The sequence below is a fragment of the Bifidobacterium sp. ESL0819 genome (genome assembly GCF_052606245.1).
In genome coordinates, this window is record NZ_CP199587.1 from 1,217,301 (window position 1) to 1,233,818 (window position 16,518).

Consider the following 16,518-nt stretch of genomic DNA (forward strand, 5'->3'; position numbering starts at 1 on the left):
AACGTGAGTGACAGGAGCATACTGTGAGCGAGATTGCCCAGAATGACAATTTCAACGACAAGACCAACATCAAGGTCGTTGGTGTTGGTGGAGCCGGTGGCAATGCTGTCAATCGCATGATCGCCGAGGGCTTGCAGAATGTCGAATTCGTGGCCATTAACACCGATGCCAAGGATCTCCTGCGCTCCGATGCCGATGTGAAGATCTCCCTTTCGGATGCCAATAGCCGCGGCTTGGGGGCCGGAGCCGATCCGGAGAAGGGCGCTAAGGCTGCTCAGGACCATCAATCCGACATTGAAGAGGTCCTCAAGGGCGCCGACATGGTCTTCGTCACAGCTGGGGAGGGCGGCGGCACCGGCACCGGTGCCAGTCCGCTGGTTGCGCGCGCGGCCCGTCAGCAGGGCGCGCTCACTATTGCTGTGGTCACCCGGCCTTTCACCTTTGAGGGACCCAGGCGCTCCGCTTCCGCCGAATCGGGCATCGAGAACCTGCGCAAGGAGGTCGATGCCCTTATCGTTATTCCCAATGACCGGCTTCTGGATCTGTCCGATCGCACGGTATCGGTCATGGATGCTTTCAAGACTGCTGATACGGCCCTGCTGGCCGGCGTTCAGGGCATCACCGACCTGATCACCATGAACTCGTACATTCACGTGGACTTCTCTGACGTCACCGCGATCCTCAAGGATGCAGGCACCGCCCTCTTCGGCATCGGCGCGGCCAGGGGCGAGGATCGAGCCACCCAGGCGGCCGAGATTGCCATCTCCTCTCCGCTCCTGGAAGAGAGCATTGAGGGAGCGCATGGAGCCCTGATCAACGTCGCTGGCCCCACTGACCTGAGCATGCAGGAGGCATCTGCCGCCGCCCAGCTGGTGCAGGATGCCATCCATCCCGAGGCTCAGATCATCTGGGGTCTGGCCTTGGATGACGCTTATGGGGACGAGGTGCGGGTCACGGTCATTGCTGCGGGATTCGATCCCACTCCCAAGAAGGAGGAGACCCCGGCTCCGACAGTGGATTCGACTGCAGCACCGGCAGTGGCAGCCCCGGTCCAGGAGCCTCAACAGCCGGTGACAGGCCCGTCCGTTCAAGCGGAGTCCGATGAGACCTCCGAACATGATGTGGTGCTCCCCGACTCCGGCGACGACGGCACTTCCGACCCGGGATATCTGGATATCCCCGATTTTCTGCGGTGATGAGGTGAAGGAGCAGATATGGCAGGATTGATGAAAAACGCGATGTCCTTTTTCGGAATGTCGGATGTCGTGGACGACGATGACGACGACCTGGCCGATGATGACGAGGCCCGTGAAGGCTTCGACACTGATCACTCCGTGACCCCCATGGCTGCACAATCCACGTCCAATGGCCAGGAGGCCGAGTCCACGCCCTTCCAGAGCCGGATCAACCGCATCACCACCATCCATCCCAAGTCCTATGAGGACGCCCAAATGGTCGGCAGGGCCCTGCGGGACGGGGTGCCGGTGGTCCTCAATCTGACTGGAGTGTCCGAGTCAGTAGCATACAGGATTGTCGATTTTTCAGCTGGTGTGGTCTTCGGAGTGCGTGGATCCATTGAGCGGGTCACTCCCAGAGTCTTCCTGCTCAGTCCCGCACAGGTCAACATCAAGGTGGAGGAGCCCAAGTCAGGCTCATCGGCCAGGGGGCTTTTCGACCAGTGACCGACGCCCCGAAAGCCTTGCCCGCAGGAGCTTAAAGACGCATGCTTGTTTCCTTTGTTCGATATCTGGTGGACATCCTCATCGAGACCTACCTGCTGATACTCTTCGTGCGGATGATCCTGGACTGGGTTCTGGTTCTGTCGCAGCGCTGGTATCCGCGTGGCTTCATGGCCTCGCTCATCCATGTCATCTATGCCTTGACTGAACCGCCCCTGCGATGGTTGCGCCGCTACATTCCGCCCCTGCCTATGGGCAGAATCCAACTTGATGTTTCCTTCATGGTGCTCTATGCAGCACTGATCATCATCCAGGTGTTGTTGGGGTAGCGACAAGACCGCTGATACGACATATCCCGTGCTAGCATGCAGTTAGAGAACACGATCGGGCTAGTTGGCCTGAAGCGAGGTGGAGAAACATATGGCTCTATTGACGCCTACTGACATAAGTGAGCATACGTTCCAGACAGTGAGGTTCAAGGAAGGCTACGACGTCGACGAGGTTGACGACTTTCTGGATCAGGTCCAGCAGACGGTTGAAGCTCTGGGCAAGCAAGCCATGCAGAGCAACACGGCTTCGACGCAGTCCTTGGGTACGGATGTCGCCTCGCTGAATTCCAAGATCTCCGATCTGACGGCTCAGGTGGAATCGCTGCAGGCGGAAAACCGGGATCTGAAGCAGGCCCAGAGCTATGCGGAACAACAACCGGCCACTGATGCCCAAGCCAAGAGGCTTTTGGCCGAGTCCCAGAACCAGGTCAAGACCCTGGTCTCCCAAAACGACCAGTTGAAGCGTCAGGTTGAACAGCTCAACACTCAGATTGATCAGCTGACAGCCCAGGCCGCTGCAGGCAACGACAGCCAGGCGCTGAACAACCAGCTGACAGCCATGCAGAAGGAGCGCGACCAGGCCCGCCAGCAGGTTCAGGCGCTGGACAACCAGCTGACAGCCATGCAGAAGGAGCGCGACCAGGCCCGCCAGCAGGTTCAGGCGCTGGACAACCAGCTGACAGCCATGCAGAAGGAGCGCGACCAGGCCCGCCAGCAGGTTCAGTCGCTGACCAACCAGCTCAATAGCTCTCAACAGAGCATGGCCACCGTACGCCAGCAGATCGCCCAGGCTCAGAAGACATCTCAGGAACAGCAGCAGCGCACCGAGCAGTTGAACAAGCAGCTGGAGGAATCCCGTCAGCGTGAGGAGCAGCTGCGTCAGCAGGTTTCGAAGGCCGAGCCTTCCACCGAAACAGGCAGTCTGCAACGGATAGCAGGTGCTGGTGCCGACGAGGACAGCATCGAAGCGAGATCCACCGCCATGCTCAAAATGGCCACGACGCTACATAACCAGTACGTGAATAAGGGCAAGGCCAAAGCCGCCGAGTTGGTGGGCGATGGTCAGGCTAAGTACGACGAAATCGTCAAGAAGGCTGAGGAATACTCCAAGCGAGTGCACTCCGAAACTGATGGCTACTCGCAGCGTATACGCTCGCAGGCCGATGAATACTCGACCAGGACCCGCTCTGACGCCGATGCTTATTCTAAGCGCCAGCACACCCAGGCCGACGAGTACGAGACCCAGGTGCAGACTCGGGCACAGGAGTACGACAAGAACACTCGCGACAGCGCCGACCGCTACGCCACCGATGTCAAGAGCAAGCTCATGGACCAGTCCAAGGTTCTGGAGGAGAATATCCAGGGGCTCAAGCAGTTCGAGGCTGGCTACCGCAGCAAACTGACCGAGTTCCTTAACCAGCTTGTCCACCAGCTTTCGGACACCAGCAATTACCAGTCCATGGAGAAGAAGTCCGAACAGGCACACTGAGCCCATCCGGTAATGACGAAGAACATACACGAGGGACGGCTGCGCAGGCGCGTGGCCGTCTTCGTCGCTCTGGCTGCGGCGGCCATTGCTCTGGATCAGGTGACCAAGGCCCTGGCCTTGGCACGGCTAGGTGATGGATCTAGGGTGGCTCTGCCAGGTCCTCTGCGGGGCTTGCGTCTGGTGCGCAACCCTGGAGCCTCCCTAGGTCTGGGGTCCGGGCGCACCTGGGTCATATCCCTGATCGCCCTGGCCGCTTGTCTGCTCCTGATTGTTCTGGCTCTGCGCACCACTTCCATGGTCTGGACCATGGCCCTGTCCTTGGCTTTCTCCGGGGCAGCAGGCAATCTGATCGACCGAGTGGCCTATGCTTCAGGCTTTCTTGACGGCGCCGTGGTCGACTTTCTGGACTACGGCTGGTCGGTGGGCAATGTGGCCGACATCTATCTGACCTTGGCCGCTGTGGTCATGGTGGCTCTCATCGCCTGCAATGTAGAGTTCAGTGACCGGTCCAGAACCCAAGGACATGGGGGAGCGGCCAAGTGACCCGGCTTCTTCCTGCGCCTGATGCTCTGGTGGGTCGGCGCTTGGACATGGCCCTGTCCAAGATGCTTGGCCTGTCCAGGGCCAAGGCCAGCGATCTGGTGGCCCAGGGCCGTGTGCGGATCATGGGCCGCAGGGTGAGCAAGGCCACCATTTTGATGCTCGGCGATCTGATAGAGCTGGATGAGCCCGAGTCGATAAAGCAGGTGGAGCCGGTGGCCGAGGATATGCCTGTGGTTTACGAGGATGAGGACGTGGTCGTCGTCGACAAGCCAGTGGGGGTGGCGGCGCATCCCTCCATAGGCTGGACCGGACCAACCGTTCTGGGCAGCCTCCTGCAGCGGGGCACTCACATCACCTCCATGGGTGCCCAGGGCCGTCAGGGCATCGTCTCCCGCCTGGACGCAGGTACCAGCGGCCTCATGCTGGTCTGCAAGTCCGATCTGGCTTACAAGGAGATGCGCCGACAGTTCGCCCGGCATGAGGTCGTGAAAATATACCACGCCCTGGTCCAGGGCAATCTTTCCGAGGACAAGGCCACCATCGAGGCCCCCATTGGCCGGGCCCGCGTCTCGGACTTCCGTTTCACGGTCACCCCTGCGGGCAAGGAGGCCATCACCCACTGGGATGTGCTGGAGCGCTTCGGCTCGGCTACTCTGGTCAGCGTCAATCTGGAGACTGGGCGTACTCATCAGATACGTGTGCACTTCTCCTCAATAGGCCATCCCCTGGTGGGCGACCATATGTATGGAGCCAACCCCGACCTGGCGGACAGACTGGGCTTGAAGCGACAGTGGCTGCATGCCATGCGTCTTGAATTCCGCCATCCCCGCACCAGGATCTGGACCAAGGTGGTTTCCTCTTACCCGCCTGATCTGCGCCGTTCCCTGCAGATCGAGCGTCAGAGCGCCTCCGGCATACGCAGCTAGCGGACTCCGGCGATTCTGCCAGGGGCCTGGGTAAATTAGAGATATGTCCTCAACTCGGTCAGACTTCGTTCACCTTCATACTCACACCCACTATTCCACCTTGGACGGGGCCAGCAGGATACCCGATCTGATTGCTGAGGTGGGACGGTTGGGGCAGTCGGCCGTGGCCATCACTGACCATGGCAACATGCACGGAGCCTACGAGCTCTGGCGGACGGCCGTGGATGCCGACATCAAGCCCATCATCGGCATTGAAGCCTATGTGACCCCAGAGACCGCCCGACAGGACAAGAGCCGGGTCCACTGGGGAACCGACGAGCAGCGTTCGGACGATGTTTCCGGAGGCGGCTTCATCACTCACATGACCCTCTGGGCCAGCGACGATACGGGCCTGGTCAACCTGATCAAGGCCTCCTCGGTGGCTAATCTGGAGGGCCTGGTCGGCAAGTGGCCCCGTATGGACAAGGACCTGCTGTCCACCTACCACAAGGGGGTCATCGCCACGACCGGCTGCCCCTCTGGCATCGTCCAGACCAGGCTGAGGCTGGGCCAGTTCGACGAAGCCCTGCGGGCTGCCGGGGAGTTCCAGGACATCTTCGGCAAGGAGAACTACTACGTGGAGCTGATGGATCACGGGCTGGAGATCGAGCATCGGGTGACCAAGGATCTGCTGGAGATCGCCCGCCGTCTGGATGCTCCCCTGGTGGCCACCAACGATTCGCACTATGTGCGCAAGGAGGATGCTTCGGCCCAGGATGCTCTGCTCTGCATCAACTCGGGATCCCGGCTGACCGATCCCGGCCGCTTCAAGTTTGACGGCAGCGGCTACTACATCCGCTCGGCCCAGGAGATGCGCGAGATCTTCAAGGAGTTTCCCCAGGCCTGCGACAATACCCTGGAGATCGCGGAACGCTGCAACGTCATGTTCGACGATCACGAGGACGGGGCCTTCATGCCCCGGTTCGACTGCCCGGAAGGCTGGGACGAGACCTCGCTCTTTCTGAAGAAGGTGGACGAGGGCCTCAAGAACCGCTACCCGGACGGGGTACCCGAGGAGGTATCCCACCAGGCCGACTACGAGTGCGGGGTCATCTGCCAGATGCAGTTCACCGGATACTTCCTGGTGGTGGCCGATTACATCAACTGGGCCAAGAACCACGGGATCATGGTGGGGCCGGGCCGTGGATCGGCGGCAGGATCCATGGTGGCCTACGCCATGGGCATCACCGAATTGGACCCGCTCAAGCACGGTCTGATCTTCGAGCGATTCCTTAACCCTGAGCGTGTCTCGCTGCCTGATATCGACGTGGACTTTGATCCTGAGGGGCGCATGAAGGTCCTGGACTATGTGGGCCGCAAGTACGGCTCCGACAAGGTGGCCCAGTGCGTGACCTACGGCACCATCAAGACCAAGCAGGCCCTGAAGGACTCGGCCAGAATCATGGATTATGAGTACTCGGTGGGCGACAAGGTCACCAAGGCCCTGCCGCCTGCGGTCAACGGCAAGGACATGAGTCTCAAGGATATCTTCGATCCCCAGTCCAAGCGCTATCCGGAGGCCAAGGAGTTCCGTGACCTGTACGAGTCCAACCCGGATGTCAAGCGGATCACCGAGGAGGCCAAGGGCATCGAGGGCATCATCCGCCAGACCGGCGTGCATGCATGCGCCACCATCATGGCATCCAATCCCATCACCAATACCTCGCCGCTGATGGAGCGCACCGACGGCACGGTGACCACCACCTTCGAGTACCATACCTGTGAGACCCTTGGGCTGGTCAAGATGGACTTCCTGGGGCTGTCCAACCTGACGGTCATCAGAGACACGGTCGCCAACATCAAGCGCAACGGCAAGGAGCCCATCAGCATCGAGAAAGTTCCCCTGGATGACAAGGAAACCTACCAACTGCTTTCCCGGGGCGATACCTTGGGCGTATTCCAGCTCGATGGTGATGGTATGCGCTCCCTGCTGCGCATGCTCAAACCCGATAACTTCAACGACATCTCCGCCCTGATCGCCCTCTACCGGCCAGGGCCCATGGATATGAACTCGCACATCAACTATGCCAAGCGGAAGAACGGGCTGCAGAAGATCGAGCCCATCCACCCCGAGGTGGCCAAGCCCTTGGCGGGCGTGCTGGATGAGACCTATGGCCTGATCGTCTATCAGGAGCAGGTCCAGTCTGCAGCTCGAATTCTGGCAGGTTACTCCCTGGGCCGAGCCGATGTGCTGCGAAGGGCCATGGGCAAGAAGAAGCCTGAGGTCCTGGCCAAGGAGCAGGTCCCCTTCTTCCAAGGCATGAAGGAGCACGGCTACTCTCAGGAGGCTGCACAGGCGGTCTGGGACGTTCTGGTGCCCTTCTCCGGCTACGCCTTCAACAAGGCGCACTCTGCTGCCTACGCCTTGATCGCCTACTGGACCGCCTACCTGAAGACCCACTATCCAGTGGAGTTCATGGCCGCCCTGCTGCAGAACGAGCGGACCAACAAGGACAAGACCGCCCTCTATCTGGGCGAGGCAAGAAGGATGGGCATCCGCATCCTGGCGCCTGACATCAACGAGTCCGTGGCTGAGTACTCCGCCGTCGGCGACGTGGTCCGCTTCGGCCTAGGAGCCATTCGCAATGTGGGCGACAAGGTGGTGGCGGACATCATCAAGGAGCGCCAGGGGCCCCGGGGCAAGTTCGTCAACTTCATGGACTTCGTCAAGCGGGTGCCCATGGAGGTGCTCAACAAGAGAACCGTGGAATCCCTGATCAAGGGCGGCGCTTTTGACGGCATCGACCCCAATCGAAGGGCTCTCTTCCAAATCCATGACGAGGCCGTCGACCAGGTCATGCCCATCAAGCGCAAGCAGGCCGAAGGCCAGTTTGACCTCTTTGCTGATGCCGATGACGACGTGCCCCAGCAGGACGCCTTGGGTGATGCCCAGGTAACCGTGCCCGACATCGATGAGTGGGACAAGTCCACCAAGCTCAACTTCGAGCGGCAGATGCTGGGCCTGTACGTATCCGACCATCCGTTGAGCGGCATGACCTCGGTCCTTGCCGGCATGCGTGACATGTCCATCGCTCAGCTGCTCAACCGGTCCAACAGCATGGACGGCAAGGTGGTGACCCTGGCGGGGCTGGTCACTGCAGTGGATCGCCGGGTCTCGAAGAAGGGCAATCCGTGGGCCATCGTTACCATCGAAGACCTGGAGAGCTCCATTCAATGCATGTTCTTCGGCAAAGTCTACGAAGCACACGCCGATGACCTGATCCTGGACTCGGTCATCCGGATAAAGGGAATGGTCGAGCTGCGCGATGAGGCCACCAACATCCGCGCCAATGATATGGAGGTGCCTGTCCTTGAGTCTGCGGACGAGCGGCCCCTGACCATCACTCTGCCCAGGCAGGCCCTGGATCGGGGGCACATGGAGCGGCTGGCCCGGATACTCAAGTCCCACCCTGGCTACTGCCAGGTCCGTCTGGCCGTCCGCGACGACCGGGGCAATGTGCGTCTGCTGACGTTCGGCGACGGATTCCGTACTAGGCATGACACATCCATGGTGGCCGAAATCAAGTCGGTCTTTGGGCCCTCCTGCCTGCCGTCGGCCTAGAACGCGCCCGGAACCGTCTCACCATTTGGGATTGGGGAGAGTCGCTGGCTGTGGCGACACAAAAGTTCACTACCATCAAAGTATGTCAAAGCTCATGATGAGAACCATGGATCTGCGTGGGAAAACCATGTCCCGCGCCCAACTCCTCGCCGCCATGCCCCGAGCCGATATGGGCACGCGGGAGGCCAGCGCCCAGGTGCAGCCCATACTGGACCAGGTGCGCGAGCATGGGGCTGCGGCCCTGCGCGACCTGGAGGAGAGGTTCGACCATGTGCGTCCTCATGATTTGAGGGTTCCGGCATCGGCCATGCAGGAGGCCCTTGAGCAGCTGGATCCCAGGGTCAGGGCAGCAATAGAGGAATCCGTTGCCCGCGTTCGCAAGGTCTGCACCACCCAGGTGCCCAAACCCTTGGCTACCGATCTAGCCTCTGGCGCCCGGGTCAGCGAAAGGTGGATCCCGGTCGAACGGGTTGGTCTGTACGTGCCCGGAGGCAAGGCCCTGTATCCCTCCTCAGTCATTATGAATGCTGTGCCAGCCCAGGTGGCCGGTGTCGATTCTCTGGCTGTAGCCACCCCGCCCGTCTCTGATGACCCCCGCGGTCTGCCAGCGGCAATCATCCTGGCCACTTGCGCCATCCTGGGAGTGGACGAGGTCTATGCCGTGGGCGGCGCGCAGGCCGTGGCCATGTTCGCGTACGGGGCCAGGGGATCCGAGCCGCAGGACGGAGAGATTCTCTGTGATCCGGTCGATAAGATCACCGGCCCGGGCAACATCTTTGTGGCAACAGCCAAGCGGATGGTCTCCGGCATGGTGGGCATCGACGCTGTGGCCGGACCGACGGAAATCGCCGTTCTTGCCGACGGGCAGGCCAACCCAGACTGGGTTGCGGCAGACCTGATCGGTCAGGCTGAGCATGACGAGCTGGCCGGTTCGGTGTTGATCACTGACAGCCAGAAACTGGCTCAGGGTGTGCAGGAGGCTCTGGAACGCAGGGTGCCTCGAACTGAGCATGCCGACCGGGTGCGCACCTCCCTAGGCGGCAACCAGTCAGGAATCATCCTGACCGACGGGATCGACCAGTCCATCGACGTGGCCAATGCCTATGCCGCCGAGCATCTGGAGGTTCAGACAGCTGATCCTGATGCCGTCATCGACAGAATTCGGAATGCCGGCGCTATCTTCCGCGGCCCATACTCTCCTGTGCCCCTGGGCGACTATATGTCCGGGTCCAATCACGTTCTGCCCACTGGCGGCACGGCCCGATTCGACGTAGCCTTGGGCGTCCACACCTTCATGAAGCCTGTGGAAGTCATTGAGTACGACCAAGAGGGACTCAAGCCCATTGCAGCCAAGATCAATGATTTCGCCGTATCCGAGGACCTGCCCGCCCATGGCGAATGCATCCTGAGCCGGTTCCTGGACGACCCCTACGACAAGGCCGACCTGGAGGCCAACGAAGAGAAGGCTGGTCTGCGGTGAGTGCCATACCTGCCGATCTTCCTCTCCGTACGGATCTGGCGGGGGAGGAGCCCTACGGCGCTCCCCAGCTGGACGTTCCAGTCTGCCTGAACGTCAACGAGAACCCCTACCCCCTGGACCAGGAGGTGGTCGAGGCCATCTGCCAGCGCGTGCGCCAGATGGCGCCCGGCCTCAACCGTTATCCGGACAGGGAGCATGTGGATCTGCGGCGGGCCCTAGCCGGCTATCTCAAGAAGGAATCAGGGGCCTCGCTTGAGCCTGAGCAGATCTGGGCAGCCAACGGTTCCAATGAGATCATGCTCCAGCTCTTCCAGGCCTTCGGAGGGCCGGGCAGGACCGCAATGGGCTGCGACCCGACCTATTCCATGTACCCCGAGTACGCCAGAGACACCTTCACTGACTGGAATCTGGTTCACCGACTGCCTGATTTTAGCTTGGATATGGATACGACCATCGAGCGCATCAAGGCTTTGGGGCCAGCCATGGTTCTGGTGACCAGCCCCAACAATCCTACAGGGACGCCTTTGCCCATGGATCAGCTGACCCGGCTCCTGGAGGTCTGCTCTACGGTCCCGGTATCGGGCGCGGATCCGTTCGCCCGGCCCATCGTGGTCGTGGATGAGGCCTACATCGAGTTCCGTGACCCGGGCACGCCCTCAGCGGTCAGTCTGGTCGGGCAGTACGATCACCTGGCGGTCAGCCGGACCATGTCCAAAGCCTTCGCCTTCGCCGGAGCCAGGGTGGGCTACCTGGCTGCATCCAGGGGGATAGTCGACGCGGTCCGCATCGTTCGGATGCCCTATCATCTGAGTGCCCTGACCCAGGCTGCGGCCCTGGCTGCCCTGGAGCATACGGACCTCCAGCTGGCTCGGGTGGATCAGCTTCGCCAGACCCGTCGAAAGACCGCTGAGTGGCTGGCTGGGCAGAAGTTTCATGATCAGCCGCTGACCGTAGTCCCTTCGGCCTCCAACTTCATTCTCTTTGGCACTTTTCCTGACCGCGATGCGGTCTTCGAGTCCATGAAGGACGAAGGCGTACTGATCCGGGCCGTGGGTCCTCAGGGCTACCTGAGGGTCTGCATGGGCACGGACGCAGAGATGGATCAATTCCGCCGAACCCTGGTCGATGTCCTCAAGCGATTCTAAAAGGATGCGGACCAGCGGCCCGGCTATGCTGGTGGTCTAGACGCCGTGCAGAAGATACAGTGCGGGCCGACTCGATGGCTTTCTGGCCCGTGGCGCAAGTGGAGTGTGCGGCAGAAAGCGGAGGAGCAGCAATGGCAGGCAGAACAGCCACCATCACCCGCCAGACCAGTGAATCCAAGGTGAGCCTGAGTCTGGACCTGGATGGCACAGGAGTGACCGATATCGACACTTCGGTTCCTTTTTATGACCATATGATGACGGCCCTGGGCAGGCATTCCTTGATTGACCTGACCATTAAGGCCAGCGGTGACACCCAGATCGACGTGCATCACACTGTCGAGGACGTGGCCATCGTCTTTGGCGAGGCCTTGGCCCTGGCCTTGGGGGACAAGCGAGGCATCAAGCGCTTTGCTGATGCCACCGTGCCCTTGGACGAGGCTTTGGCGCGAGCCGTGGTCGACATTTCCGGCAGGCCATATGCGGTTTGCACCGGCGAACCGGAAGGGTTCGAGTACGCCATGATCGGTGGGCATTTCACTGGCTCCCTGGTCAGGCATGTCATGGAGTCCATCGCTCTGCATGCCGACATCTGCCTGCATCTGACCCTCTTGTCGGGAAGGGATCCGCACCATATCGCCGAGGCTGAGTTCAAGGCCCTGGCCAGGGCTCTGCGTTTCGCTGTGGAGCCTGATCCCAGGGTGAAGGGCATCCCCAGTACCAAGGGGTCGCTATGAGCGCCGATGAGCACGAGGACAGGGACAGCAAGGATCAGGACCTGCCGGATTCCGGTCATCATCTGAGCGAGGAGGAGGTCGAGCGGGCCCTGGCCAGCTTTGAGGCCGAGTTCAATGAGAACCAGGACCAAGTGGATCATCCTGCCAGGAGCGATTCCAGTGTGGATCCTGCCGGAAGCTCCGGATCAGTCGTGGATAACGAGACCGGGCTCAATTCAGGGTCCGCTGACGAATCCTCGGCGAAACCGGATGAGGCCCATGGAGTTGCCGCTGATTTCGATCAGGAGCTTGAAGGTCTGATCGGCAACCGTGCCAAGGCCGCCGTCATGGTGACCCGCCTGGCTTCTGCAGAGCTTCTCGCAGCCTTCTGCCAGATATCCGATATCTCTGCCTGGTGCGTCCAAGCCCGCGAAGGCGCCGTGGCCGTCCTGAGGAATCTGGACGGTGGCGGACCAGAGGCGGCCATCCGCGATCTGACTACAGTCGTATCCGGGCTCAGCGCCATCCTGGCGGTCAACCGGGCCGACAAGCTCGAAGCGACCCTCTGGATCAGCGGACAATCAGGGCAGACGCTTGCGCCGCCCATTCTCTTTGCCGCCACCGCCGACTTTGTGGAGGATCTGATGATCGGGACCACCACGGTGGACAGGCTGCGCCAGGATGGGGCCACCATCTTCGATTCAGGAGAGTACGACCGCGAGAAGGCTATGGGCATCATAGCCTCGCACACCAGGTTCGGGGCCGGAGGATCGACTCGAAAGGGTCGCGTGGAGTAAATGTTCAGGTAAAAGGTTTGGCTAGGAGGAACATGACCAGGATACAGGTGTTTGACTATGGATTCGGCAATGTCAGATCCATGGTGCATGCCCTCTCCCAGCTTGGGGTTGATGCGCGAATCAGCGCTGATCCGGACCTGGCCATGAAGGCCGATGGCCTGGTCATTCCCGGCGTGGGTGCCTACGGGGCCTGTATGGCGGGGCTGCGCGCTGTCGGTGGCGATCGGATCATTCTGAATCGCCTGGCCCAGGGTCTGCCGGTTCTGGGGGTCTGCATAGGCCTCCAGGTCATGTTCCAGTTCGGGGACGAGGACGGTCGCAGCGAGCCCGGTCTGGGCCTGATCCCCGGTCGGGTGACCAAGCTTGACGCCGACGTGGTGCCCCATATGGGCTGGGACCATGTCCAGGCGCCTCAGGAAACACGACTTTTAGCGGGAGTCCAGGATCAGCGTTTCTACTTCGTCCACTCCTATGCCGCCATGGCGGCGCAGGGGGAAGACTACGCCAGCGGGTCGCAGATCGATCCATCCTTGCGTGTATCGGCAGTGGATCGAAAGGGCGAAATCCGGCCAGGGTCAGTCCAGCTAGAGTCTGACAAGACCTCACAAGGCGCATCTTTCAGTAGGCCGCTGGTTACCTGGGCCGACTATGGACGAAGCAGATTCGTGGCTGCCTATGAATGCGGTCCCTTGAGCGCCACTCAGTTTCATCCTGAAAAATCCGGGCAGGCCGGTGCACGGCTGCTGACCAATTGGGTGCGAACCCTTCCCGGATCTTCCACGCTTCCGTCCGAGAAAGGTGAATGAGATGCTGACGCTCCTACCTGCTGTCGATGTTCGTGACGGAAAGGCGGTCCGCCTCAGGCAGGGGGTATCCGGATCCGAAAAAGTCTACGGGGAGCCTGCCGACGCTGCCAAGGCCTGGGTCGATCAGGGTGCCGAGTGGCTCCACCTGGTCGACCTGGATGCGGCCTTCGGCACCGGAGACAACCGTGACAAGCTGGCCGCTCTGGTCAACGAGCTGGGCGATCGCGTCAAGATCGAGCTCAGCGGCGGCATCCGCGACGATGCCAGTCTGGAGGCAGCCCTGGATGCCGGTGCCACACGGGTCAATATCGGCACTGCAGCATTGGAAGATCCGGAATGGACCGGTCGGATCCTGAGCCGCTACGGTCAGAAGGTCTGCGTGGGGTTGGACGTGCGCGGACACACCCTGGCCGCCCGGGGCTGGACCAGACAGGGCGGGGATCTTTTCGAGGCCATGAAGCGACTGGACAGGGATGGGTGCAGCCGCTACGTGGTTACCGACGTGAGCCGCGACGGGATGATGACAGGCCCCAATCTGGACCTGCTGGGCCAGGTGGCTGACCGGACTCCAGCCAAGGTGACCGCCTCGGGCGGCATATCCAGCCTGGATGACCTCAGCAGGATCATGAACCTGGCCGATCGGGGCGTGGACAGCGCTATTCTGGGCAAGTCCCTCTATGAGGGCGCCTTCACCCTGGAGCAGGCGCTGGACCTGGTCTCGGGTCATTGTTAACGCTATAAGCAAGTCTGCGAAATATAGGAATGGGAGCATGAGCTCTATGGATAAGCAAGAGGAGTTCGCGCTGCGCACTGTCGAGGAGCGCGATGTCCGGTTCATTCGTCTTTGGTTTACCGACGTCTTAGGCACGCTGAAGTCAGTGGCCATAGCGCCCACCGAGCTGGAGGTGGCCTTCGAGGAGGGGCTGGGCTTTGACGGCTCAGCCATCGAGGGCATGACCAGGGTTTCCGAGGACGATATGATCGTAAAACCCGATCCGTCCACCTTCCAGATACTTCCTTGGAGAGGCGGACCGCAGGGCACGGCGCGAATCTTCTGCGACGTGCTCACCCCGGATGGCGAGCCCAGCAGCGGTGACCCACGGCACGTGCTCAAGCGGGCGCTGGCCAAGGCCAAGGAGAAGGGCTTCATCTTCTACACTCACCCGGAGATCGAGTTCTATCTGTTCGAGAACCAGGAGGACTGGTCCCAGACCCCGACCCCCATCGATGAGGGCGGCTACTTCGATCATGTGCCCCGTAGCCCGGGGATGGACTTCCGCCGGGCCTGCGTCAACATGCTGGAGCAGATGGGCATTTCGGTGGAGTACTCCCACCACGAGGCCGGACCAGGACAGAACGAGATCGACCTGCGCTATGCCGACGCCCTGACCACGTCCGACAACATCATGACCTTCCGGACCGTGGTCAAGGAGATCTCCCTGGAGCGGGGGATCTATGCCAGCTTCATGCCAAAGCCCTTCACTGACCAGCCCGGATCGGGCATGCATACCCATCTGAGCCTGTTCGAAGGGGACGCCAATGCCTTCTACGAGGTGGGTCAGGAGTTCAACATGTCCCAGACGGCCAGGCAGTTCGCCGCAGGCATCCTGGCCCATGCGGCCGAGATCTGCGCGGTGACCGACCAGTACGTCAACTCCTACAAGCGTCTCTGGGGCGGAGCCGAGGCGCCCAGCTACGTCTGCTGGGGGCATAACAACCGATCCGCTCTCCTGCGCATCCCTCAGTACAAGCCCGGCAAGGGCAACTCGGCCAGGATGGAGTTCCGCGGGCTGGATCCGGGGGCCAATCCCTACCTGGCCTACTCGGTGCTGCTGGCTGCCGGGCTGGACGGGATCGAGCAGAAGATGACCCTGGGCGAGCCCACCAGCGACGATGTCTGGGAGCTGACCGACGCCGAGCGGCAGGCCATGGGCATCGAGCCTTTGCCCGACAGCCTGGACGCGGCGCTCAGGGTCATGGAGAAGTCGGACTTCGTGGCCCAGGTGCTGGGCGAGCAGACCTTCGAGTACTTCCTGCGCAACAAGCACCGGGAGTGGGCCGGATACAGCCGGCAGGTCACCCCCTATGAGCTGGCCTACTACCTGCCCAGGCTTTGAACCCGGGACCTACTGGTCCGATCGGCCGAACCAGCTGTTGTAGATCATGACGAAGTTGCGGTTGCCATAGCTTGAGCAGTGATTGCCCTCGCCGCCGCCTGCCCGCAGCGCTGCTTCGTTGGGCTGATAGGGCGTATAGATGTAGAGCAGGGCAGTGGCATCGTTCTCGATATAGACCTGACCGCTGCCGCAGGAGGCATCGGGGCTGAAGCGCACATCGTTCAGGGCCCTGGTCTTGTAGGGATACTGGTCCCGATGGGCCTGGTAGTAGCGGAATCGGTGGGCGGCCCCGTAGACCTGGTTGAAGAATCCGGCGTAACGGGTGTCGCATTCTGCATCATCAGGGCAGGAAAGGCCCATGGCTGACTGGAGCTGGACCTGTGTGGCGGGCTGGTCGGTGGCTACCAGGTGCTGTTCCTTTTGCAGCATGGTCAAGAGGACCTTTTGACTGATCCCACAGGCACGAGCAGCTCCGTCGATGATCTGGGCCGCGCTCTGTCCCTTACCGCCCTTGTATGCATCGCATAGACCGTCACCGGGACGGTCGGGGACATCCATGTGCAGGCTGCGCAGGCAGGTGGACCCGTTGCATGCGGCTCCCTTCTGATCCAAGAAGGCCTGGACATCGTCTGTGTTCATATCGACGATGTCATGAAAGCGATGGTCCGTGATGATTCTGCCTGGGTTGAAGACGTACTCCTGGGACAGCTGCTCCTGGTGGCTGACGACGCGATTGACCATCAACCGGTAGGAGACGAAGCGGACTGCCAGGATGCACAGGGCGACCACCAAGACCGCGGCCATCAGGGCGGCCCCTAGGGTTTGCGCGCGGCTGAGGGTCATTCTTCTGCCCTTAGCGCCGCTTCTGCGTGTTCGCCTCCATGGTTTTGTGC

The 16,518-nt window shown here is 61.2% G+C and carries 15 protein-coding genes; 14 read left to right on the forward strand and 1 reads right to left on the reverse strand.

Annotated features, from left to right (window positions below; all coding sequences use genetic code 11):
- The first annotated feature begins 23 nt into the window (after nucleotides 1–23).
- The 14 genes from ftsZ (at nucleotide 24) to glnA (ending at nucleotide 15,625) form a co-directional block, all read left to right on the forward strand.
- On the forward strand, nucleotides 24–1,196 hold the full coding sequence (ftsZ, locus tag ACUIAD_RS05070) for a cell division protein FtsZ (protein WP_110451853.1): 1,173 nt from the start codon (nucleotides 24–26) through the stop codon (nucleotides 1,194–1,196).
- A gap of 18 nt (nucleotides 1,197–1,214) precedes the next feature.
- On the forward strand, nucleotides 1,215–1,682 hold the full coding sequence (locus ACUIAD_RS05075) for a cell division protein SepF (protein ID WP_445342960.1): 468 nt from the start codon (nucleotides 1,215–1,217) through the stop codon (nucleotides 1,680–1,682).
- A gap of 41 nt (nucleotides 1,683–1,723) precedes the next feature.
- Nucleotides 1,724–2,008: a YggT family protein gene (locus ACUIAD_RS05080; protein WP_445342961.1), complete on the forward strand. Its 285-nt coding sequence runs from the start codon at nucleotides 1,724–1,726 to the stop codon at nucleotides 2,006–2,008.
- A gap of 91 nt (nucleotides 2,009–2,099) precedes the next feature.
- Nucleotides 2,100–3,497, forward strand: a complete 1,398-nt coding sequence (locus tag ACUIAD_RS05085; protein ID WP_445342962.1) for a DivIVA domain-containing protein — start codon at nucleotides 2,100–2,102, stop codon at nucleotides 3,495–3,497.
- 12 nt (nucleotides 3,498–3,509) lie between these two features.
- Entirely contained in the window at nucleotides 3,510–4,040 is a 531-nt protein-coding gene (locus tag ACUIAD_RS05090) for a signal peptidase II (protein ID WP_445342963.1), read from the forward strand.
- On the forward strand, nucleotides 4,037–4,966 hold the full coding sequence (locus ACUIAD_RS05095) for an RluA family pseudouridine synthase (RefSeq protein ID WP_110451858.1): 930 nt from the start codon (nucleotides 4,037–4,039) through the stop codon (nucleotides 4,964–4,966). The genes ACUIAD_RS05090 and ACUIAD_RS05095 overlap by 4 nt, the downstream gene beginning before the upstream one ends.
- Nucleotides 4,967–5,009: 43 nt before the next feature.
- Nucleotides 5,010–8,567 (forward strand): DNA polymerase III subunit alpha, encoded by a 3,558-nt coding sequence (dnaE, locus tag ACUIAD_RS05100; protein ID WP_110451859.1) that lies wholly within the window; start codon nucleotides 5,010–5,012, stop codon nucleotides 8,565–8,567.
- An 82-nt stretch (nucleotides 8,568–8,649) separates the two neighbouring features.
- Nucleotides 8,650–10,047 carry a histidinol dehydrogenase gene (hisD, locus tag ACUIAD_RS05105; RefSeq protein ID WP_110451860.1) on the forward strand — a complete coding sequence of 466 codons (1,398 nt, stop codon included), beginning with the start codon at nucleotides 8,650–8,652 and terminating at the stop codon, nucleotides 10,045–10,047.
- Nucleotides 10,044–11,192 carry a histidinol-phosphate transaminase gene (locus ACUIAD_RS05110; protein ID WP_445342964.1) on the forward strand — a complete coding sequence of 383 codons (1,149 nt, stop codon included), beginning with the start codon at nucleotides 10,044–10,046 and terminating at the stop codon, nucleotides 11,190–11,192. Before hisD ends, ACUIAD_RS05110 begins: the two co-directional genes overlap by 4 nt.
- 131 nt (nucleotides 11,193–11,323) lie before the next feature.
- Entirely contained in the window at nucleotides 11,324–11,926 is a 603-nt protein-coding gene (gene hisB, locus ACUIAD_RS05115) for an imidazoleglycerol-phosphate dehydratase HisB (RefSeq protein ID WP_110451862.1), read from the forward strand.
- Nucleotides 11,923–12,702 carry a hypothetical protein gene (locus ACUIAD_RS05120; RefSeq protein WP_445342965.1) on the forward strand — a complete coding sequence of 260 codons (780 nt, stop codon included), beginning with the start codon at nucleotides 11,923–11,925 and terminating at the stop codon, nucleotides 12,700–12,702. The genes hisB and ACUIAD_RS05120 overlap by 4 nt, the downstream gene beginning before the upstream one ends.
- Before the next feature lie 32 nt (nucleotides 12,703–12,734).
- On the forward strand, nucleotides 12,735–13,508 hold the full coding sequence (hisH, locus tag ACUIAD_RS05125; RefSeq protein ID WP_445342966.1) for an imidazole glycerol phosphate synthase subunit HisH: 774 nt from the start codon (nucleotides 12,735–12,737) through the stop codon (nucleotides 13,506–13,508).
- A gap of 1 nt (nucleotide 13,509) precedes the next feature.
- The gene (priA, locus tag ACUIAD_RS05130) at nucleotides 13,510–14,241 is read left to right on the forward strand and encodes a bifunctional 1-(5-phosphoribosyl)-5-((5-phosphoribosylamino)methylideneamino)imidazole-4-carboxamide isomerase/phosphoribosylanthranilate isomerase PriA (protein ID WP_445342967.1); all 732 of its coding nucleotides are present in this window, start codon (nucleotides 13,510–13,512) and stop codon (nucleotides 14,239–14,241) included.
- Between the two features lie 46 nt (nucleotides 14,242–14,287).
- Complete coding sequence (gene glnA / locus ACUIAD_RS05135) at nucleotides 14,288–15,625, forward strand: type I glutamate--ammonia ligase (RefSeq protein WP_110451866.1); 1,338 nt, start codon at nucleotides 14,288–14,290, stop codon at nucleotides 15,623–15,625.
- A gap of 9 nt (nucleotides 15,626–15,634) precedes the next feature.
- On the opposite strand, the gene ACUIAD_RS05140 is transcribed toward glnA, so the two are convergent.
- Complete coding sequence (locus ACUIAD_RS05140; RefSeq protein WP_110451867.1) at nucleotides 15,635–16,468, reverse strand: hemagglutinin; 834 nt, start codon at nucleotides 16,466–16,468, stop codon at nucleotides 15,635–15,637.
- Between the last annotated feature and the right edge of the window lie 50 nt (nucleotides 16,469–16,518).